This window comes from Enterobacter cloacae complex sp. IR53030 (genome assembly GCF_049238365.1).
Classification (GTDB): Bacteria; Pseudomonadota; Gammaproteobacteria; order Enterobacterales; family Enterobacteriaceae; genus Enterobacter; species Enterobacter kobei.
The window spans coordinates 225,615-246,215 of record NZ_JBMKHA010000005.1 but is presented as its reverse complement, the minus strand read 5'-3'; the positions used below and the strand labels follow the sequence as shown (position 1 = coordinate 246,215).

Below are 20,601 nucleotides of genomic sequence, written 5' to 3'. Positions count from 1 at the left end.
CCGGCCTACAAAGAGTGTACCCCTATATACCGCTGATAGCGGTTCGTCTTCAGGTAGCACAAATCCACCAGCACCAGCCCGTCGACGCAGTTGTTGAACGCCGGGTCGCTGCCAAAATCAATAAACTGCACGCCGCCCGGTTCGCACAGCTCGGAATACTGCTTGTAGAGTGGCGGAATGCCGCAGCCCAGATTGCCGAGCAGGGATTTCAGCTTCGTCAGATCGTCCACGTAATCCACGCCGCCAAACTGTGCCAATACGTCCGGTAACGATGCAGGATAAGGCTGGCGCGACGCGGCCAGCGGATGGCTTGCCGGGAACCACAGACGGTAAAATGCCACCAGCAGATCCCGCGCCGCAGGCGGTAAGCCTCCGGAGATCGAGACCGGGCCAAACAGATAACGGTAGTGCGGATAACGTGCCAGATAAGCGCCAATCCCGGACCAGAGATAATCCAGGCCGCGGCGTCCCCAGTAGCGCGGCTGAATAAAGCTGCGACCCAGTTCAATGCCGTGCTCCAGCACGTCCTGCATTTTATCGTCGTAGTGGAACAGGCTGTAGCTGTACAACCCTTCCGGACCCCGATGCGCAACCTGCTTTGCGGTGGGCATAAAGCGGTACGCCCCCACGATCTCCAGATCCTCATCATCCCACAGGATCAGGTGCAGATAATCGTCATCGTAACGGTCGGTGTCCCGGCGCTTGCCGCTCCCTTCCTCCACCGCACGAAACGCAATTTCGCGCAGGCGGCCCAGCTCGCGCAGCAGCGGAGCCTCTTCCTGGCCGTTGCGCTGCCACAGATAGATGAGCTTACCGTCGCCGGTTTTGCCCAGACACTCGGCCTGCGCCAGCTCGCGTTTCAGAGTCGCCCGGTCCTCTGGACGAGCAATGGCGCACTGGGTCTTAAAGACGCCAGGCATTCCCTTGCCAAGACGCATCACGTGCTGACGGCACTGCTCGGCCATCTCACGCGACGAAAGGGTGGCGCTGTGCCAGTGATGCCAGGCGATCTGCTGGCCGATTTTAATCGGCAGCTGGCTATGGCGGCGGCGGAACATCTGCTGCATTAACAGCAGCATCGACAATGTCGGCGACACCAGCGTGCTGGCATAAAAGAGGAGACTATTGTGCGCCTGAATATGCACCGGCAGCAGCGGTGCGCGCAGCTTGCTGGCGAGCTTGATAAAGCCCGGGTGCCATTTTTTATCGCGAATGCCTTTGCGCGTCGGACGTGAAACTTCTCCCGCCGGGAAGAAGATCAGTACGCCCGCATTTTGCAGATGTTGCTCCATCTGCACCAGGGAGGATTTCGCCGTCCTGCCCCCCATATTGTCCACCGGAATAAAGAGTGAACTGAGGGGCTCAAGGTGGGTCAGCATCCGGTTGGTCACGACTTTTACGTCACGGCGTACGCGGGAGACGGCGTACAACAGCGCCAGCCCGTCCAGCGTACCCGTCGGGTGGTTGGCAATTATGACCAGCGGGCCATGTTCGGGGATTTGTTCGAGATCGCGGGCGGAAACGGTGCAGAGAATATCAAGGTGCTCCAGAACTTGCTCCACCATGTCCAGTCCTTTGAGGTGGCGGTGCGCGGCGGCAAACTGCTGGAATTCATCTTCGTAAAACAGTCTTTTTAACAGACTTTTTTGCCAGGGTGCAGGCCTCGCCTGAGGCCAAAGATCGTCGAGAACGCTATCGAGGCTAAACATGGTTACTCCTCCTGCCGTCTTGCGAAGACAGTAGAAGGAGCAGATGTCGGTTGTATTGCAGTTTGGTGAAGATTAGCGGAGGATTTTTTTCTCAGCCAGATCCAGCGCGAAGTAGCTGAAGATCAGGTCCGCGCCCGCACGTTTGATCGCACCCAGGCTTTCGAGGATCACTTTCTCTTCGTCAATCGCTCCCGCCTGCGCGGCGAATTTGATCATCGCGTACTCGCCGCTCACCTGGTAAGCGCCCAGCGGCAGTTCAGTGCGTTCGCGGATGTCGCGCAGAATATCAAGATACGCGCCAGCCGGTTTGACCATCAGGCAGTCTGCGCCCTGAGCTTCATCCAGCAGGGATTCGCGAATCGCTTCCCGGCGGTTCAGCGGGTTCATCTGATAGGTTTTACGGTCGCCCTTCAGCGCCGTGCCAGCCGCTTCACGGAATGGGCCGTAGAAGGAGGAGGCAAATTTGGTGGAGTAGGACATGATGGCGGTGTCGGTGAAGCCTGCCGCATCCAGCGCCTGACGAATCACCTGAACCTGTCCATCCATCGCGGCAGAGGGGGCGATGAAATCTGCACCCGCAGCGGCCGCGACCACGGCCTGCTTGCCGAGATTCAGCAGGGTGGCATCGTTATCCACGCCATGATCGCACAGCACGCCGCAGTGGCCGTGAGAGGTGTATTCGCAGAAGCAGGTGTCTGACATGACGACCATTTCCGGCACGGTCTCTTTGCAGATGCGGGACATACGGGCGACAAGACCATCTTCTTTCCACGCATCGCTGCCGGTGGCGTCGGTATGATGGGAGATGCCAAAGGTCATCACCGAGCGGATCCCCGCGTTGGCGATGCGCTCGATCTCGCGCGCCAGATATTTTTCCGGAATGCGCATTACGCCCGGCATGGCTTCGATGGCTTTGTAGTCATCGATCTCTTCTTCAACAAAAATCGGCAACACCAGATCGTTTAAGGTCAGGGTTGTCTCTTCAAACATAGCGCGCAGTGCAGGTGACTTGCGCAGACGGCGGGGACGTGCAATTAAATCGGTCATGGGATGCCTGATGTTTGTGGAACAAAGAGGCCTAGTGTACCTCAAAGTGAAGGCCGTTGTTTTACGAAAGTAGGCTTTTTTCTTTTCTCAAATTGACGGCTGAAGAACCTTTTTTCACTCTACACTCGCGCGGTCTGTTTTTTCAGGAAAAGGGGAATGATTAGTATGATTTCTATATCAGATAGAATATATAAAAAATAATGATCTATTTATTTTAATAATATTAATGTGAGTTATGAAATTAATTTTCAACTTTCTGTTTTTATAATGTTTATAATGATTGCCTGCTGTGTGGTTGACCTTTTTTCTGTTTTTTTGTCTGTATGCGGACTTAATGGAATCATTCATTGAACCTTTTCTAAATGCAACTGCATAATTCTCTCCGCAATTGAATATTGCACAATGATTTGACGGACAAACTTGCTTACGTCCCTGAGGAGGGATGACCCAATGCAAACATGGAAAAAGAAACTGGTTGTATCTCAACTTGCATTAGCCTGTACCCTGGCTATCGCTTCTCAGGCCAATGCGAAAGATATTTCCGGTACGACGTATAATACATTTGGATATGATAACGCCGCCTCAACCCCGTGGTATTATGGTTATGCTGACTGGGATTACACTGATGCCAGCCATGACGGTGATATTTATCCGGTGATCAATAAATCAACGGTGAATGGCGTTATTTCGACGTATTATCTGGATGACGGCATCAATGGTCATTCTAATGCGCTCAGCATTTCTAACAGCACCATCAACGGTATGATTACCTCTGAGTGTATGACCGCAAACTGTGCCGACGGCGTAGACGCCGACGGTACCGCGCATACTCAGTTCGATCGTTTTAGCCTGACTGTCGATAACAGCACGATCAACGACGCTTACGAGCATTACGCTTATGACGTCGTGAAGGGCGAAACATCGGAAACCCATTACCTGGATACCTACGCTCTCGGTAACGCGATTACGCTGGACGTGGAGTCTGATATTGTTATCCAGAATAATTCCCACGTAGCGGGCATTACGCTAACGCAGGGCTATCAGGAGCTCGATAATACTCCGTATGACGGCGTTGAAGGCGTGGCGAACAGCGCAAACGTGTTCACCGATACGCTGGTGGTTAAAGACTCCGTGCTGACGTCAGGCGCCTACAGCGATCTGGGTACCAGCGGATTCTACGGTCAAACGGCTAAGCCGAGCGACTACGGTGAAACCCACGCCACGGGTGCGGATGACGCGGCGCTGATCGTTGCGGCCAGCGCATCTGACAACGCCATGCAGACCACCGCCACGTTCGACCATTCTACCGTCACCGGCGACATCCTGTTCGCCAGCACCTTCGATAACAACTTCTACGAAAATGGCGATCCGGCAACCGATACCACCGATGATGGCGTCTATAACCCAACCACTAATGGCTGGGATGGCACCGACAGGCTGGACGTGACGCTGACCAACGGCAGCAAGTGGGTCGGTGCGGCGCAGTCCAGCGTTGAAGCCATTGGCACTTCGCAGATGTATGGCCAGGGTTACAGCAACGTTGACTGGCATGCGCTGGCGCCTAACAGCATCTGGCCTGACTCCACCTTTGACAGCAACGGCCACGTAGCGGGCGAAGCGGTCTACCAGAGCGGCCTGTTCAACGTAACGCTGGACAACGGTTCCGAGTGGGATACCCGTAAGATCTCTAACATCGACGCGCTGGCGGTGAATAACCGCTCTCAGGTCAACGTTGAAAACGCTGGCCTGCTGGCGGACTCCATTACCCTAACCAATGCTTCATCGCTGAATATTGGCGACAGCGGCGGCGTAGCGACCGACAGCCTCTATCTGGACAGCGATAGCCGTGCAGCTCTGACCGAAGAGACGGCCGCGCTGTATGCGAATACGATCACCGTCGATAACGGTGCCGAGCTGGCGCTGGGTCTGGGTCAGGTCGACACGCACAATATGGTGCTGACCGACGGTGGCGTACTGAACGTAGCCAGCCGTGATTATGTGCTGAACAGCGATCTGAATAACGCGCGTTATATCACTAACGATCGTTACAGCGCGGACTACGACTATGGTGTCGTCGCACTGAACTCAGACGGCCATCTGGCGGTGAACGGTGACGTTGCCGGTAACTATAAAGTGCGCATTGATGATGCGACCGGCGCAGGCTCCGTCGCTGATTACAAAAACAAAGAGATCGTCCGTGTTTATGATAACAATCCGGATACCGCAGCCCACTTTACTGCCGCAAACAAAGCGGATTTAGGGGCTTACACCTATCAGGCACAGCAGCAGGGTGATACCGTTGTCCTTGAGCAGAAAGCGCTGAGCGACTACGCCAACATGGCGCTGAGCATTCCTTCTGCCAATACCAATATCTGGAATCTGCAGCAGGATACCGTCGGTTCGCGTCTGACCAACAGCCGTCATGGCCTGGCGGACAATGGCGGAGCCTGGGTGAGCTACTTCGGTGGCAACTACGACGATGACAATGGCGTTATCAGCTACGATCAGGACGTGAGCGGCATTATGGTCGGTCTGGACACCCAGATTGACGGTAACAATGCGAAGTGGATCGTCGGCGGTGCAGCAGGCTTCGCGAAGGGGGATATCAGCGATCGTACCGGTCAGGTCGATCAGGACAGCCAGACGGCAATGATCTATGCCTCTGCGAAGTTTGCGAACGATATGTTCCTCGACAGCTCCCTGAGCTACACCCGCTTTAACAACGACCTTTCAGCTACCATGAGCAACGGTCAATACGTTGACGGTGACACGACCACCGATGCGGTTGGCTTTGGCATGAAGCTGGGCTATGACTGGAAACCAAACCTGTCTGGCTACGTAACCCCTTACGCGGCGGTATCCGGTCTGTTCCAGTCCGGGGATGATTATCGCCTGAGTAATGACATGCGCGTTGATGGGCAATCTTACGATAGCCTGCGCTATGAACTCGGCCTGGATGCGGGTTATACCTTCAACTACGGTGGCGAGCAGGCGCTGACGCCTTACTTCAAGCTGGCCTATGTCTATGATGATGCTGATAACACTGCGGATATCAACGACGACAGCATCGACAACGGCGTTAAAGGCTCTGCGGTGCGTGTAGGGCTGGGTACGCAGTTCAGCTTCACGAAGAACTTCAGCGCGTACACGGATGCCACGTATCTTGGCGGCGGTGACGTTGACCAGAACTGGGGCGCCAATTTGGGTGTGAAATATACCTGGTAATACCTGAAAGCGGGGGAGAATATCCCCCGCTTTTTTACGATAAAAACAAAAAACAATATTGAACCGACCAATACGGATGTCTTGAGGTCTGCATGAACGTTAATGCGAAACCGCTTTCTGAATTAAGCCGGCTCGAACAGTGTCTGATAGCAGCCAGTAGTACGTTTCAATGTGCTCCACAACAAATCATTACTTCTCACGAGTGCAATGAGTCACGCACGGTCGTATTACAGACCGGTATAATCGAAATCTATCGTTATCCAGATGAATTGCTGTTGGGGATTGCGAAAGCGCCATTTATTTTTGGGCTATCCACCGTGATGATTAAACACTGTCACGAATACAAAGTTATCGCCAAAACACCCTGTACGGGTTTTTATTTATCCACGGAAACCACCCGTCAGCTCATACAACAGAATGCGCTCTGGAAAGAGGCCTTCACCTGGTTATCATGGATAAATTACATTCTTGCGAAACGCGACATGCAGCTGGTGGGAAATAATTCTTATCACCAGATCCGCGCCATGTTGCTGAATATGGCGGAGTGGGATGAAACGTTGCGCTCGAAAATTGGTGTGATGAATCATATTCAACAAAGCACCCGTATTTCGCGCTCGGTTGTTGCTGAGGTTCTCGCTGCGCTGCGGCAGGGAAACTACATTAATATGAGCCGGGGCAAGCTGGTCAGTATCAACCGCTTGCCCACGGAATATTAAGATCAGTTAGACGCGGTCAGCACCTGGGCTTTATTGGCGCTCAGTTCAGCCACCAGGTTATTAATGCCATCACTCATATTAACGAAACGCGTATGCGGGGAGCGGGTGACCACCACAAATGCGCCCACGTTGGACTGCGGGATCATCGCCATATAGGTAATGAACCCGCCACCGCCGCCGGTTTTCTGAATAATACCCGGACGGCCATTTTTGGGTGCCATATAGACCCAGCCCAGGCCGAGCGCATCGGCTTTACCCGGTACGTCCATTCCGACCACACGGTGCAGCTGAGTTCGCTGATAAATCAGGGTCTGCATACGGTCGGCCTGGCTGCTGCGCGAGTAGAAATCCGATGAGAGGAACTGCTGCATCCAGCGCATCATGTCGCCTGGGGTGGAATAGACCCCGCCGCTCCCCACTGCCGCCAGCGTGTTGTTACACGGGCTTGCACCTTTCTCCGCCACCATCAGGCGACGGCACTGGTCCGGAGAAGGGGTAAAGGTGGTGTCTTTCATCCCCAGCGGACGGGTTATCTGCTCTTCAAACAGCTGCGTGTAGGGTTTGCCCGCAGCCGCTGAGAGGGCATCCGCCAGCAGGTCGAACGCCAGATTGGAGTAAGAGGCCTGCGAACCCGGGGCCGCCTTCAGCGTGGCGGTGCTCAGGTAGTTCCAGCGCTGCTCGCGGGTGGGCCAGACAAACACGTCGCGGTGCGCCGCTCCGCCAGGCTGCTCACGCGGTAGCGCGCTGGTGTGCGTCGCGAGGTTCACAAGGCGAATGGGCGTTCCCTGATACGTTGGCACACGTGCTCCCGGTGGGGCGTATTTGCTGAGCGGATCGTCGAGCTTCACCACGCCCTGGTCGAGCAGTTTCACCAGCATTTCGCTGGTCATAAGCTTGGTTAAGGACGCGATGCGAACGACGGAATCCAGCTGCGGGTGAATGTTATTGCCTGGGCGCGTTTCACCGAAGCTGCGGAATACGCGCTGGTTGCCATCAATAACCACCATTGCCATCCCGGTTGCGCCGCTGCCGTAATAGATCAGGTTCGCGTAGCGATCGGCAATGTCTGAAGCCAAAACGGGCGCCGTCAGCGGTTGGGCCGCCTGGACGGTGGAGAAGCTCACCGCACACAGCGCGGCAAAAGAGAGCAGACAACGTTTCAACGAAAAGCATCCATGAAGTGAATGAAGAAAGTAATGGGTATTTATACTACTAATCTCTACCGTGCAATGCCCGGAATAGCATAACCATAGCCAGAAAAACGTAACCATGGGTAAATATGAATAATTTACTTGCGAGCGCTCTCCCATTTTCTGGCATCGGGCTTATGATAGGCACCAGTATTACTCAATCTTACGGAGAACGGTATGTCTGAAAAGCGTGTGGTCATGGTGGTTGATATGCAAAACGGGGTATTTGAAACCCCTCGTCATCAGCGCGAAAAGTGTGTCTCTCTGATCAACCAGCTTACTCAGGCGGCCGACACCGTCATTTTTATTCAGCATACCGAGGCCGGGGGGCTGGAAGAAGGAAGTGAAGGGTTTGCGCTGCTGCCTGAACTCCATCAACCGGCTGATGCGCTTTACGTTACCAAGACCGCCTGTGATTCTTTTTACAACACATCGCTTGAAGCGCTGTTACGTGAACACGGAATTCGTGAGTTTGTCATCTGCGGCTGCGCCACGGATTACTGCGTGGACGCGACAATTAAAAACGGCGTCAGTCGGGGCTACCACATTACCGTGGCTGAGGATGCCCATACCACCGCGAATCGCCCGGCGGCTGAAGCACAGATTCTGATTAACCACCATAATGACGTCTGGCGTAACTTCATTGCACCGATGAACCCTCCCGCGGTGAAACGCACCGAAACAATTCTCGAAAACTGGAAAGCGAACTAATAATCAACCCTCGGGTCTGACCTTTTTGCCCGAGCCGGTCTTCCGGCCCGGGCAGGGTATTCGTTTGGTCATGTGTTGAGCACAGCAACAACCATAACAACAAGAAGGAAGCATCATGTTTAAGTCTTTTTTCCCAAAGCCGGGGCCATTTTTCCTGTCGGCATTTATTTGGGCACTGATCGCGGTCGTTTTCTGGCAGGCGGGCGGCGGTGCATGGCTGGCACGCATAGTTGGGGCGACAGGCGACGTGCCGATTAGCGCAGCGCGCTTCTGGTCACTGAGCTATCTGCTGTTTTACGCCTACTACATGCTGTGCGTAGGGCTGTTTGCGCTGTTCTGGTTTGTCTATTCTCCGCACCGCTGGCAGTACTGGTCGATTCTCGGTACCTCGCTGATCATCTTTGTGACGTGGTTCCTGGTGGAAGTGGGGGTGGCGGTAAACGCCTGGTATGCACCGTTCTACGATCTGATTCAGACCGCGCTGAGTTCGCCGCACAAGGTCACCATTAACCAGTTCTACCATGAAGTCGGCGTCTTCCTCGGTATCGCGCTTATTGCGGTGATCATTGGTGTTATGAACAATTTCTTCGTCAGCCACTATGTTTTCCGCTGGCGTACCGCGATGAACGAACATTACATGGCGCACTGGCAGCATCTGCGTCATATCGAAGGTGCCGCGCAGCGTGTGCAGGAAGACACCATGCGTTTTGCCTCCACCCTTGAAGATATGGGCGTCAGTTTCATCAACGCCATCATGACGCTGATTGCTTTCCTGCCGGTACTGGTGACGCTCTCTGCGCATGTGCCGGATCTGCCGATTGTCGGCCATCTGCCGTATGGTCTGGTGATTGCCGCGATTGTCTGGTCGCTGATGGGCACGGGCCTGCTGGCGGTGGTGGGGATCAAGCTGCCGGGTCTGGAGTTTAAAAATCAGCGCGTCGAAGCGGCGTATCGTAAAGAGCTGGTTTACGGGGAAGATGATGCCAGCCGCGCGTCGCCGCCGACCGTCCGTGAGCTGTTTGGTGCCGTGCGTCGTAACTACTTCCGCCTTTACTTCCACTATATGTATTTCAACATTGCGCGCATTTTGTATCTGCAGGTGGATAACGTTTTCGGCTTGTTCCTGCTGTTTCCGTCGATCGTTGCGGGTACGATTACGCTCGGTCTGATGACGCAGATCACCAATGTTTTCGGTCAGGTGCGCGGGTCGTTCCAGTATCTGATCAGCTCCTGGACCACGCTGGTGGAGTTGATGTCCATCTACAAACGTCTGCGCAGCTTTGAGCGTGAGCTGGACGATCGTGACCTGCAGGAAGTGACCAATACCTTTAGCTAATACAGGGAGTTGCTATGTCTTTTGCCGTACCGCGCGCGTTATCGCTGTCCTTACTGGCCGCTCTGGTGCTGGCGGGCTGTGCCGAAAAAGGGGCAGCCCCGCTCAAAAAGGGTGAAAAGCCCGTTGATGTGGCAAGCGTTGTGCTGCAAAAAATGCCCGCCAGCGTGAAGGATCGCAATGCGTGGGCAGATGCGCTGGCTAAAACCTTTGAAAGCCAGAAGATTGCACCGACCGAGGAAAATATCTGCTCGGTGCTGGCGGTGGCGCAGCAGGAGTCCATGTACCAGTCAGACCCGGTGGTGCCGGGTCTGAATAAAATTGCCTGGAAAGAGATCGACCGCCGCGCGGAATCGATGCATAGCCCGGTGTTCCTCGTGCATACCGCACTGAAAATCACCTCGCCGAACGGTAAAAGCTACAGCGACCGGCTGGACACGGTGAAAACCGAAAAACAGCTCAGCGCCATTTTTGATGATTTCATCAACATGGTGCCAATGGGGCAGAAACTGTTTGGCTCGCTCAACCCGGTTCACACCGGCGGACCAATGCAGGTGAGCATCGCGTTTGCCGAGAAGCATACCGACGGCTATCCATGGAAAATTGACGGTACGGTGCGCCAGGAGGTCTTCTCACTGCGCGGCGGACTGTGGTTCGGCACGTATCATCTGCTGAACTATCCGGCGAATTACAACGCGCCGCTGTACCGCTTCGCAGACTTTAATGCCGGCTGGTATGCCAGCCGTAACGCGGCGTTTCAAAGTGCGCTTAGCCGCGCAAGCGGCGTCAAGCTGGCGCTGGACGGCGATCTCATCGCCTACGGCAGCAGCGAGGCGGGAGGCACCGAGCGCGCGGTACGGACATTATCGACAGCACTTGATATGAGCAACAGCGATATCCGCCGTCAGCTTGAAAAAGGCGATAGGCTGGCATTCGAGAAAACGGATCTCTACAAGAAGGTGTTTGCCCTTGCGGAGCAGAAGAGTGGGAAAACGTTACCGAGGGCTATCCTGCCGGGTATTCAGCTGGAAAGCCCGAAGATCACACGTAACCTGACCACCGCCTGGTTTGCGAAGCGCGTGGACGATCGCCGGGCTCGCTGTATGGGGCTTTAATGGCGACGACGAAAGCGCAGGACTAACGCGACTACGCCTAAAATCATACACCCCGCGAGGAAAGGAACGAGACCGAACAGCGTGCTCACGCCAAATCCAATCTCCACTCGCGGACGCCCGTTATCCTGCACCTGCATCAGGTGTTCATAAACACCTGGCGCATGGACCAGCATATTGAGCAGCTGGGAGCCTGCCCAGAAGCAGAAAAGGACAAACAAGGCATACGCGATATTACCCGCCGTAGAGGTTTTTGGTTTGCCGCCAAAAATCGGTTTCGACAATGTAAAGTCAGCCATGTTGACCTCCCGAGGTATAACTCTGTTTTAATACGCGTCTTACGGGGTGAGTTTGACAGGTGATTGCATTTGTCAATATCAGAATCGTGGTAATTTACGCTCAGGAATTCTCCTGGATTATTGATTTCTGCAGCGCGTCACAATTTTTAAACTTAAGTGAAATTGCGTCGCGTTTCAGAATTTCCGCATCTGCCACAGACCTCGTGCTTAAACTGTGAGAGGATGTTTTTTTTTCCTGCCGGAGTTGTTATGAAGCTCACGTCCAAACTTCGCCGTGACTGGCACTACTATGCCTTTGCTATTGGGCTGATTTTTATTCTTAACGGCGTCGTGGGGCTGTTAGGATTTGAAGCAAAAGGGTGGCAAACCTATGCCGTCGGGCTGGTGACCTGGGTGATCAGTTTCTGGCTGGCGGGGTTGATTATCCGCCGTCGCCCGGAAGAGACGACGACGGAAGAGACGGCGAAGGGTGCCGATTAACCGTTAACGGAATTTTTCAGCGCGCTGTCGGCGGCGTGACGCTCCAGCGCCAGTTCGATCAGGCGGGTGATCAGCTCAGAGTAGCCAAGCCCGCTGGCCTGCCACAGTTTTGGATACATGCTGATGTTGGTGAAGCCCGGCAGCGTGTTGATTTCATTGATGACCACGTCGTTCTCCGGCGTCAGGAAGACATCCACGCGCGCCATGCCGCTGCAGCCGAGAGTCTGGTAGGCGCTGATGGCGATCGCCCGGATCTTGTCGTTGATCGCCGGATCGATATCCGCAGGAACAACGACCTGTGCGCCTTTATCATCAATGTATTTGGTGTCGTAGGAGTAGAAGTCGCTATTTAAGACCACTTCACCGCAGGTGCTCGCCTGTGGAAAATCGTTGCCCAGCACGGCGCACTCAATTTCGCGACCTTTGATCCCTTGCTCAATAACCACTTTATGGTCAAATTCAAACGCCAGACGGACGGCTTGCGTGAACTCTGCTTCGCTGGCGACTTTGCTAACGCCCACGGATGATCCCTGGTTGGCAGGCTTCACAAACAGCGGCAGCCCCAGTTGACCGCTAACCTGCGCGAAGCTGTACTTGTCTCGGTTGGCGCGGGTGAGCGTGACGAATGGCGCGATATTCAGTCCGGCATCGCGCAGCAGGCGTTTGGTGACGTCTTTGTCCATGCACGCGGCGGATCCCAGTACGTCTGATCCGACGAACGGCAGGTTGGCCATGCGCAACATCCCCTGCAGGGAACCATCTTCCCCGAGCGTGCCGTGTACGATAGGGAAGACCACGTCGATCTGAGTGAGAGCCTGCGCATTGCCGGCGTCGATGAGCTGTCCCTTCATGACGCCAGGAACGGTCGCGACGCTGATGTCCGAAGGATTGAGGGCGATGTGCGCCGGATCGTGGGCATTCAGCAAATACTGGCTGGCGTCGTTAACATGCCACTGGCCCTGTTTATCAATGCCCAGCAGGACCACGTCAAACCGGCTTTTATCGATCGCATCAACGATATTTTTGGCCGATTGCAATGACACCTCGTGTTCCGCTGATTTTCCCCCAAAGACAATACCTACGCGCTGCTTTGCCATCTCACTCTCTTCCAGTCTGACGAAAAGCCAATAACATACCACGATGCCCTGCGGGTTTCGCGGCCTTCTGCCATAATGTTTTGGGGAAGAGTGAGGGGGGAACGTGAAAGGAAAAACTCTGCTGACCGTTTTCATCCTGGGGGCAGTTGCAACGGCGGGTTATCGCTGGTTGCCGTCTTACTACAATCCATTTAAACCGCTGGCCCTGGACGATCCCCCTGGCCGTATTACCCAGTATAAACTGCGACGTTTAACCCCCGAAGCCTGCGCGAGCCTGTTAACGCAGGCCAATCAACGAAACCTTATCCGCACCCAACCGGTCGCTGACGGCGGCGGGACATGTCCGCTGCGCAACGTCGTGCGCGTGCGTGACTTCGGCCCGGTGAGTCTGAACGGCAGTTTTCTTGCCAGCTGTCCGCTGGCGCTCAGCTCTGCACTGTTTGTCAGCCAGCAGGTCCGGCCACTGACGCAGCGCTTCACGGGACATGAGCTGACGCGCATTGAGCACCTTGGCAGCTTTGCCTGTCGCAATATCTACCACCGGCCCGATGCGCGGCGCAGTGAGCATGCCACCGCAGACGCGCTGGATATCGCCGCTTTTCGGCTGGCGAACGGGGAGCGCGTCACGGTGCTGAACGGCTGGAAATCGGCAAAAACGCAGCCATGGCTGAAGGCCCTGCTGGCGGCCAGCTGCGGCTACTACGGTAACGGTTTGGGGCCGGAGTATAACGCGGCGCATGCCAACCATTTTCATCTGGGGATGCGCGGTTTCGGACTCTGTCGCTGAAGCATAATCTTCCGCCAGAAAATGGATGATTTGTGACTTATTTCACAAATATGATGACTGGGAAGATAAAACACCAAAGTCAGCAAAGCCGCATCTCTGGTGCGACGCCGGCGTGCGTAACTTGCTAATCTGACGGCGAATTCGCCTAAAAATGAAGACTATTTCTTTATGGAATCCTGGAAAGTTAATCTCATCTCGGTCTGGTTCGGCTGCTTTTTTACCGGGCTGGCCATTAGCCAGATCCTGCCGTTCCTACCGCTGTACGTGTCGCAGTTGGGGGTTACCTCCCACGAAGCGCTCTCCATGTGGTCCGGTCTGACGTTCAGCGTCACGTTTCTGGTCTCCGCCATTGTGTCTCCGATGTGGGGCAGCCTGGCGGATCGGAAAGGCCGTAAGCTGATGCTGCTGCGCGCCTCGCTCGGGATGGCGATTGCGATTCTGCTCCAGGCCTTCGCCACGAACGTCTGGCAGCTGTTTTTCCTGCGGGCGGTGATGGGGCTGACGTCCGGGTACATTCCGAATGCCATGGCGCTGGTGGCCTCTCAGGTGCCACGCGAACGAAGCGGCTGGGCGCTGAGCACCCTCTCAACGGCGCAGATAAGCGGCGTCATCGGTGGCCCGCTGCTGGGCGGCTTTCTGGCAGACCACGTTGGGCTGCGCGCGGTATTTATCATCACTGCGATCCTGCTGGTGGTTAGCTTTCTGGTCACGCTCTTTCTGATCAAAGAGGGAGGGCGCCCCGTTGTCAGCAAGTCTGAACGCCTGAGCGGTAAGGCCGTCTTCGCCTCGCTGCCTTACCCAGGGCTAATGATCAGCCTGTTTGTCACCACCATGGTGATCCAGCTCTGTAACGGCTCGGTGGGGCCCATTCTGGCGCTGTTTATTAAATCAATGGAGCCAGACAGCAATAATATTGCTTTTCTCAGCGGGATGATTGCCGCCGTGCCGGGCGTTTCCGCGCTGATCTCTGCGCCACGTCTGGGGAAGCTGGGGGACAGGATCGGCACGGCGCGTATCCTGATGGCGACGCTGATTTTTGCGGTGGTGCTCTTTTTCGCGATGTCGTTTGTTACCTCTCCGCTTCAGCTGGGCGTGCTGCGATTTTTACTCGGTTTCGCCGATGGGGCTATGTTGCCTGCCGTACAGACCTTGCTGGTCAAATATTCCAGCGACCAGGTCACCGGACGTATTTTTGGTTATAACCAGTCGTTTATGTATTTAGGCAACGTTGCCGGTCCGCTTATTGGCGCATCCGTTTCTGCGATGGCAGGTTTTCGTTGGGTATTTGCTGCTACGGCAATTGTCGTTTTAATCAATATTATCCAGCTGGCGATTGCCCTGCGCCGTCGAACACGAATGGCGGAGGCGAAATCAGCGAAATAGTCCTTTCGCGGGTGTATTATATATTCTTATGGTAGCCGTATTTTTATATAACTAAATGCGGCGTTTTTTTATAGAAAAACGTTTCGCTATTAAGGGTGGCACCCTAATTTGGCGGTAATGTCACTTTTACATAAGATAATACTTTTCTCCGCTTTGCATATTTCATTCCTGGTGTTAATTTCAGAGGAAACCCCATAAGGAAATAGCACGATGAAGAATCTCATTGCTGAGTTGCTGGTTAAGCTTGCACAAAAGGAAGAAGAGTCTAAAGAACTGGTTGCCCAGGTCGAAGCGCTGGAAATTGTCGTCACCGCGCTATTGCGGCGGATGGATACATCCGATCAGCAGGCGTTAATCAATAGCATCGAAGGGGCGCTGGATAAGGCACGACCCGACACTCAGGTTCCACCAGAGGATGCCGAATTGCTGCAGCAATACGTAAAGAAGCTGTTGAGGCATCCGCGCAGTTAAGCCGTCACGAACGGTTCTGACGTTTCACAAAATTGTCATGCAGGATGCCTGGCGCTGCTCTGTATTTATTTTTTATCTGTTTGTACCGGGAGAAAATAAAAGTGAAACAGAGCACGCGTGTTATCGCGTTACTTCCCCTATCCTTTATGTCGATACCGCCAATACCGGTACGTTGGGTCTGAAATGAGAAATTCCCGGCAAAATCACCGCTGCCGGGTGGTTTTTTTCCTGTTACGAACCAGACTTACAGGGAATATTCACAAAAGGATGGTGCAATGAAAACAACATTACTGGTTACTCTGCTCTCCGGCCTGTTCCTGATCTCATCGGCGAATGCGGAAGAGAAAACGCTAACGCCTCAGCAGCAACGGATGACGACCTGTAATCAACAGGCGACGTCCCAGAGTCTGAAAGGCGATGCCCGTAAGACCTATATGAGCGACTGCCTTAAAAACGGTGCCGCGAAGCCTGGCGAAAAAAGTCTGACGCCGCAGCAGCAAAAAATGCGCGAGTGTAATGCGAAAGCGACCGAACAGTCCCTGAAGGGAGACGATCGCAGCAAGTTCATGAGTGCCTGTCTGAAGAAACAAGTGTAGTTCTAACGGGTGAGTGGCGTCGGCTGCTCACCCGAAATTTCATACTTTCCCCGCAGTCCCCCTCTCTATAATTTGGGAAAATGTTTCAGAATATTCCCAAAAATGATGAATGATGAATGATGAAACGTATTACAACAAAAAGCGCATTCGGGAAGAGTGGAGTTTAACCCTTTCTCAGGATGACCCTTACCGCGCCGGCATCCAGTTTGCCCGGCGGGTTCGGCTGGCGCGCGCTGTTGGTCTGGCAGCCATGTTTTTCCCCGTGGCGGGAATGCTGGTCATCCATTTTTTACCCGGCGGCTGGTGGTTGATCCTGGTAGGGTGGGCGTTCGTCTGGCCCCATTTTGCCTGGCAGTTATCCTGCCGCGCCGCGTCACCTCACCAGCAGGAGATTTTCAACCTTAAGATGGATGCCATTATCGCCGGGCTCTGGATTGGCGTGATGGGGCTGTATGCATTACCCACGGCAGCGCTGGTAATGATGGTGGGAATGAACATGATGGGATCCGGTGGCTGCCGCCTGTTTCTTGTGGGGATAACGTTAACCCTCCTGACCGCACTGGTGACGATGCCCCTCGTCGGGAAAGTAACTGTCTTCAACCCCGATCCCGTGGAGTGGGGCTTAACGCTTCCGGTGCTCATGCTTTATCCCATGCTGTTTGGCTGGCTCAGCCACCGGACGGCCATCAGGCTTGCGGAACATAAGCGGCGGCTGGAAATGATGAGTACCCGCGACGGCATGACCGGGGTCTTTAACCGACGACACTGGGAAATGCTGCTGCGTAATGAGTTTGAGCACTGCCGTCGGAGCCACTGCAACGCCACCATTTTGCTGATTGATATCGACCATTTTAAAAACATCAATGATACCTGGGGGCATGACGTGGGCGATAAGGCGATTGTTGCTCTTACCCGTCAGCTTCAGATGTCAGTCAGGTCAGGCGATGCGATAGGCCGTTTTGGCGGAGATGAGTTTGCCGTGATTATGTCGCAGACAGCGGCTGAAAGCGCCATCGCCGTCATGTCTCGGGTGCACGAGCGTCTGGAAACGTTGTCCTTACCGTGCGCACCGAAAGAGCCTCTGCGCATCAGCGTAGGTGTTGCCCCCTGGGGGCCGCAGTTTCGACATTACCGGGAATGGCTGAAGGCGGCAGATGTGGCGCTGTATAAGGCGAAAAATGCCGGGCGCGGCCGCACCGAAGTGGCCGCCTGACGCCCGGTCAGAAATCAGGATTTACTCAGCTTCTCTGATTTTTCCATGCATTTTGCCATCGCCTCGATGACGGCAGAGCGGAATCCACGTTCTTCCAGCACTCGTACCGCTTCGATGGTCGTGCCGCCAGGCGAGCAGACCATGTCCTTCAGTTCGCCCGGATGTTTACCGGTCTCCAGCACCATTTTGGCGGAACCCATCACCGCCTGCGCGGCGAATTTATACGCCTGCGCACGCGGCATGCCGCCAAGCACGGCGGCGTCGGCCATGGCTTCTAAAAACATGAACACGTATGCAGGTGCAGAGCCGCTGACGCCGACAACAGGATGGATCATGGATTCCGCAATCACTTCCGCCTCACCGAAGCAGCGGAAAATGTTCAGCACATCAGCCACCTCTTCTGAGGTCACCAGCGCGTTAGGGGTGACGGAGGTCATACCGGCATTAACCAGTGAGGGAGTATTGGGCATCGCGCGGACTATTTTACGGTCATGACCGAGCGCGCGGGCCAGTTGATCGAGCGTCACGCCCGCGGCAATCGACACGACCAGCGTCTCTTTATTCAGACTGGAGGTGATGTCGCTCAACACTTTGATCATGATGTTCGGCTTAACGGCGCCAAAGACGATATCGGCGACCTGGGCGACTTCCTGCGCGCTTTCGGCGGCGTTGATCCCGTATTGATCGCGCAATGCGGCGACGTTGTCCGTTGACGGGGTATAGACCCAAATCTGACCGGGCAGAACCTGCCCGCTGGCGATCAGGCCGCCCAGGATGGCTTTGCCCATGTTACCGCAGCCGATAAACCCGATTTTCTTATCCATCACGATTCTCCGTCATTATGCGTTGTTTTCTCTGATTGATAGCTTAACAACGAAATGCAGGCGACAATAGCCGGCAGAGACATTATGGGGAGACAATATGGCGATTTGGGTTGATGCGGACGCGTGTCCGAATGTGATTAAAGAGATTTTATTCCGCGCCGCCGAGCGCGTTCAGATGCCACTGACGCTGGTGGCGAACCAGAATATCCGCGTTCCGCCTTCGCGCTTTATCCGTTCCTTGCGCGTCCCGGCCGGGTTCGACGTGGCGGATAATGAAATTGTTCGTCTGTGCAGCCCGGAGGATCTGGTCATTACCGCTGATATTCCACTGGCGGCGGAAGTGCTGGAGAAAGGCGCAGCGGCGCTCAACCCGAGCGGTGAACGTTATTTGCCTTCAACTATCCGGGAAAAACTCACTATGCGTGATTTTATGGATACCATGCGGGCCAGCGGCGTGCAGACCGGAGGGCCGGACAGCCTGTCCCAGCGCGATCGCCAGCAGTTTGCTGCCGAACTGGATAAATGGCTGCTGGAAGTGAAGCGTCGCACAGCGTAATGATAATTATTGTCACTTTGTGGTACAGTGTGGCTTCCGCAGGGTTGTCATCCCGTACCGCTTTGCAGTAAAGTATTCTACACATCTTCTGCAATGATTTCTTTACACTCTTCAGCCATCCGGCATCAAGGGGAACACCTGGCTATGACCCAACCCATCTTTTTAGTTGGCCCCCGCGGCTGTGGGAAAACCACCGTTGGCCTGGAACTGGCACGCGCATGTCATCGTCAGTTTGTTGATACCGACCACTGGCTGCAAACCGAGGCCGGCAGAACCATCGCGGACATTGTTGAGCAAGAGGGATGGGAGAGCTTTCGCGCACGCGAAACGGCCGCGCTGAAAGCGGTCACCACGCCGTCAGCCGTGATTGCGACTGGAGGGGGGATTGTTCTCGCCGAGTGTAACCGGCATTTTATGCGTGAAAAGGGCATTGTGATCTATCTCTGCGCGCCGGTTTCGGCTCTCGTGGGACGCCTTGAGGCCTTTCCGGAGGAGGGGCAACGTCCGGCGCTGACCTCCAGACCGCTCAGCGAAGAGGTGAGCGAAGTCCTGGCCGAGCGTGATGCCCTGTACCGTGAAGCGGCGCACCACGTCGTGGATGCTTCTGCGGCACCGGAAGAGGTGGTGATTCAGATTATTACCGCCCTGCGTTTGGCTTGTGCCAGCTAACCGCCGTCTATACTGATAGCTCAGACATAAAAAAAGGATGAGCTATGCCAACCAGACCTCCCTATCCGCGCGAAGCACGTATCGTTACCGTTGAAAAAGGCACAGGCGAACAAACCGTGACCTGGTATCAGCTGCGTGCCGATCACCCCAAACCGGACTCGCTGATCAGTGAACATGAGACTGAACAGGAAGCGCTGGACGCCAAACGGCGCTACGAAGATCCCGAAAAGTCATAGATGTTTTCCTAAACGCTCCAATACCGTGCCTGAATCACACTTTTTACTCATCGCCAATGTTAAGCAGGAGTTAATATTTAGTTATTACAGGTGACTCCGTTACCCGCAGGTGATCTTTACATTTCGCGATGCAGATCACCTGCTACGCTTGGTGCTGTTTTGTTGAAAAAACGAACTGTGCAGCGTAGTGAGCCTGTACCTGTGTAATAAGATTTTGTAGTAATGGAAGGCGAAAACGATGAAGGCAACGTTGGCGATCCTCACTATTGGTGTGGTCCCTGTAAGCGAAGTGTTACCGCTTTTAACCGAGCATGTCTCTGAACAGCAGATCACGCATCTCAGCCTGCTGGGTAAGATGAGCCGGGAAGAGGTCATGGAGGACTACGCTGTTGAGGCGGGGGAGGAGCCCCTGGCGACGTTATTAAGCGACGGTAAACTGGCGCATGTTTCACGACAGAAAATTGAGCGTTCGCTGCAGGCAGTGATAGAAGTGCTCGATAATCAAGATTATGACGTTATTTTGCTGATGAGTACCGCCCCCATTAAGGGACTGGTGGCGCGCAATGCGATTTTGCTTGAGCCAATGCGCATCATTCCGCCTCTGGTGGCCTCTATTGTTGACGGGCATCAGGTGGGGGTGATTGTGCCGATGGAAGAGCTCATGAACAACCAGGAAGCAAAATGGCAAGTGCTTGAAAAAACGCCTCTGTATGCCCTGGCAAATCCCTTCTGGGACAGCGAGGCCAAACTGATCGCTGCCGGGAAGGCGCTACTGGAGAAAGGGGCGGATGTGTTGATACTGGACTGCCTCGGTTTCCATCAGCATCACCGTGATTTATTGCAAAAGGCGCTGGACGTGCCGGTGCTGTTATCAAATGTTCTGATGGCGCGCCTGGCTTCCGAACTCCTGATGTAATGATTTTGCGTGACAGGCAATGAGCATGGCC

At 54.6% G+C, this 20,601-nt stretch carries 21 protein-coding genes; 15 read left to right on the top strand and 6 right to left on the bottom strand.

Annotation, left to right across the window (positions count from 1 at the left end):
* Positions 1–5 precede the first annotated feature (5 nt).
* Both ACOTXR_RS07815 and hemB read right to left on the bottom strand, forming a co-directional pair.
* Positions 6–1,709 carry a lysophospholipid acyltransferase family protein gene (locus ACOTXR_RS07815; protein WP_058690540.1) on the bottom strand — a complete coding sequence of 568 codons (1,704 nt, stop codon included), beginning with the start codon at positions 1,707–1,709 and terminating at the stop codon, positions 6–8.
* A 72-nt stretch (positions 1,710–1,781) separates the two neighbouring features.
* The gene (gene hemB, locus ACOTXR_RS07810) at positions 1,782–2,756 is read right to left on the bottom strand and encodes a porphobilinogen synthase (protein ID WP_058690541.1); all 975 of its coding nucleotides are present in this window, start codon (positions 2,754–2,756) and stop codon (positions 1,782–1,784) included.
* 450 nt (positions 2,757–3,206) lie between these two features.
* Between hemB and ACOTXR_RS07805 the strand changes: the two genes are divergently transcribed.
* Positions 3,207–5,981, top strand: a complete 2,775-nt coding sequence (locus ACOTXR_RS07805) for an autotransporter outer membrane beta-barrel domain-containing protein (RefSeq protein WP_058690542.1) — start codon at positions 3,207–3,209, stop codon at positions 5,979–5,981.
* Between the two features lie 92 nt (positions 5,982–6,073).
* Positions 6,074–6,697, top strand: a complete 624-nt coding sequence (locus tag ACOTXR_RS07800) for a helix-turn-helix domain-containing protein (protein ID WP_023332210.1) — start codon at positions 6,074–6,076, stop codon at positions 6,695–6,697.
* Between the two features lie 2 nt (positions 6,698–6,699).
* Here ACOTXR_RS07800 and ampH read toward each other — a convergent pair whose 3' ends face one another.
* Positions 6,700–7,860, bottom strand: a complete 1,161-nt coding sequence (ampH, locus tag ACOTXR_RS07795; RefSeq protein ID WP_045269296.1) for a D-alanyl-D-alanine-carboxypeptidase/endopeptidase AmpH — start codon at positions 7,858–7,860, stop codon at positions 6,700–6,702.
* Positions 7,861–8,064: 204 nt separating this feature from the next.
* Here ampH and ACOTXR_RS07790 point away from each other — a divergent pair, with 204 nt between their 5' ends.
* From ACOTXR_RS07790 to ACOTXR_RS07780, 3 genes are all read left to right on the top strand, one after another.
* Positions 8,065–8,598 carry an isochorismatase family protein gene (locus tag ACOTXR_RS07790; RefSeq protein ID WP_014882722.1) on the top strand — a complete coding sequence of 178 codons (534 nt, stop codon included), beginning with the start codon at positions 8,065–8,067 and terminating at the stop codon, positions 8,596–8,598.
* Between the two features lie 115 nt (positions 8,599–8,713).
* Positions 8,714–9,934, top strand: coding sequence for a peptide antibiotic transporter SbmA (sbmA, locus tag ACOTXR_RS07785; RefSeq protein ID WP_014882723.1), 1,221 nt, complete (start codon positions 8,714–8,716; stop codon positions 9,932–9,934).
* Between the two features lie 14 nt (positions 9,935–9,948).
* A complete protein-coding gene (locus ACOTXR_RS07780; RefSeq protein WP_421767012.1) occupies positions 9,949–11,046 on the top strand; it encodes a DUF1615 domain-containing protein in 1,098 nt (365 codons plus the stop codon).
* On the opposite strand, the gene ACOTXR_RS07775 is transcribed toward ACOTXR_RS07780, so the two are convergent.
* Positions 11,043–11,342: a DUF2755 family protein gene (locus ACOTXR_RS07775; protein WP_014882725.1), complete on the bottom strand. Its 300-nt coding sequence runs from the start codon at positions 11,340–11,342 to the stop codon at positions 11,043–11,045. The genes ACOTXR_RS07780 and ACOTXR_RS07775 overlap by 4 nt on opposite strands.
* A 249-nt stretch (positions 11,343–11,591) precedes the next feature.
* Here ACOTXR_RS07775 and ACOTXR_RS07770 point away from each other — a divergent pair, with 249 nt between their 5' ends.
* Positions 11,592–11,822 carry a DUF2754 family protein gene (locus ACOTXR_RS07770; RefSeq protein ID WP_014882726.1) on the top strand — a complete coding sequence of 77 codons (231 nt, stop codon included), beginning with the start codon at positions 11,592–11,594 and terminating at the stop codon, positions 11,820–11,822.
* On the opposite strand, the gene ddlA is transcribed toward ACOTXR_RS07770, so the two are convergent.
* A complete protein-coding gene (gene ddlA / locus ACOTXR_RS07765) occupies positions 11,819–12,919 on the bottom strand; it encodes a D-alanine--D-alanine ligase (RefSeq protein WP_058690544.1) in 1,101 nt (366 codons plus the stop codon). The two genes, ACOTXR_RS07770 and ddlA, sit on opposite strands and share 4 nt — an antisense overlap.
* 103 nt (positions 12,920–13,022) lie before the next feature.
* Between ddlA and ACOTXR_RS07760 the strand changes: the two genes are divergently transcribed.
* The 5 genes from ACOTXR_RS07760 to adrA all read left to right on the top strand — a co-directional run bounded on the left by ACOTXR_RS07760 (position 13,023) and on the right by adrA (position 17,369).
* The gene (locus ACOTXR_RS07760; RefSeq protein ID WP_023332215.1) at positions 13,023–13,706 is read left to right on the top strand and encodes an extensin family protein; all 684 of its coding nucleotides are present in this window, start codon (positions 13,023–13,025) and stop codon (positions 13,704–13,706) included.
* A 168-nt stretch (positions 13,707–13,874) separates the two neighbouring features.
* The gene (locus tag ACOTXR_RS07755) at positions 13,875–15,089 is read left to right on the top strand and encodes a multidrug efflux MFS transporter (protein WP_023332216.1); all 1,215 of its coding nucleotides are present in this window, start codon (positions 13,875–13,877) and stop codon (positions 15,087–15,089) included.
* 210 nt (positions 15,090–15,299) lie between these two features.
* Positions 15,300–15,560, top strand: coding sequence for an anti-adapter protein IraP (gene iraP, locus ACOTXR_RS07750; protein WP_014882730.1), 261 nt, complete (start codon positions 15,300–15,302; stop codon positions 15,558–15,560).
* Positions 15,561–15,835: 275 nt separating this feature from the next.
* Positions 15,836–16,156, top strand: a complete 321-nt coding sequence (psiF, locus tag ACOTXR_RS07745) for a phosphate starvation-inducible protein PsiF (RefSeq protein WP_014882731.1) — start codon at positions 15,836–15,838, stop codon at positions 16,154–16,156.
* Positions 16,157–16,265: 109 nt separating this feature from the next.
* On the top strand, positions 16,266–17,369 hold the full coding sequence (gene adrA / locus ACOTXR_RS07740) for a diguanylate cyclase AdrA (protein ID WP_058690545.1): 1,104 nt from the start codon (positions 16,266–16,268) through the stop codon (positions 17,367–17,369).
* A 14-nt stretch (positions 17,370–17,383) separates the two neighbouring features.
* Here the strand turns inward: adrA and proC are convergent, their stop codons facing one another.
* Positions 17,384–18,193: a pyrroline-5-carboxylate reductase gene (gene proC, locus ACOTXR_RS07735; RefSeq protein WP_222834789.1), complete on the bottom strand. Its 810-nt coding sequence runs from the start codon at positions 18,191–18,193 to the stop codon at positions 17,384–17,386.
* Positions 18,194–18,290: 97 nt separating this feature from the next.
* On the opposite strand from proC, the gene ACOTXR_RS07730 reads away from it, so the two are divergent.
* The 4 genes from ACOTXR_RS07730 to ACOTXR_RS07715 all read left to right on the top strand — a co-directional run bounded on the left by ACOTXR_RS07730 (position 18,291) and on the right by ACOTXR_RS07715 (position 20,570).
* Positions 18,291–18,749, top strand: a complete 459-nt coding sequence (locus tag ACOTXR_RS07730; protein WP_058690546.1) for a YaiI/YqxD family protein — start codon at positions 18,291–18,293, stop codon at positions 18,747–18,749.
* Positions 18,750–18,893: 144 nt separating this feature from the next.
* A complete protein-coding gene (gene aroL, locus ACOTXR_RS07725; protein WP_014882735.1) occupies positions 18,894–19,418 on the top strand; it encodes a shikimate kinase AroL in 525 nt (174 codons plus the stop codon).
* A gap of 44 nt (positions 19,419–19,462) precedes the next feature.
* Positions 19,463–19,654, top strand: a complete 192-nt coding sequence (gene yaiA / locus ACOTXR_RS07720) for a protein YaiA (protein ID WP_058690547.1) — start codon at positions 19,463–19,465, stop codon at positions 19,652–19,654.
* A 238-nt stretch (positions 19,655–19,892) separates the two neighbouring features.
* Positions 19,893–20,570: an AroM family protein gene (locus tag ACOTXR_RS07715; protein WP_058690548.1), complete on the top strand. Its 678-nt coding sequence runs from the start codon at positions 19,893–19,895 to the stop codon at positions 20,568–20,570.
* Positions 20,571–20,601 lie beyond the last annotated feature (31 nt).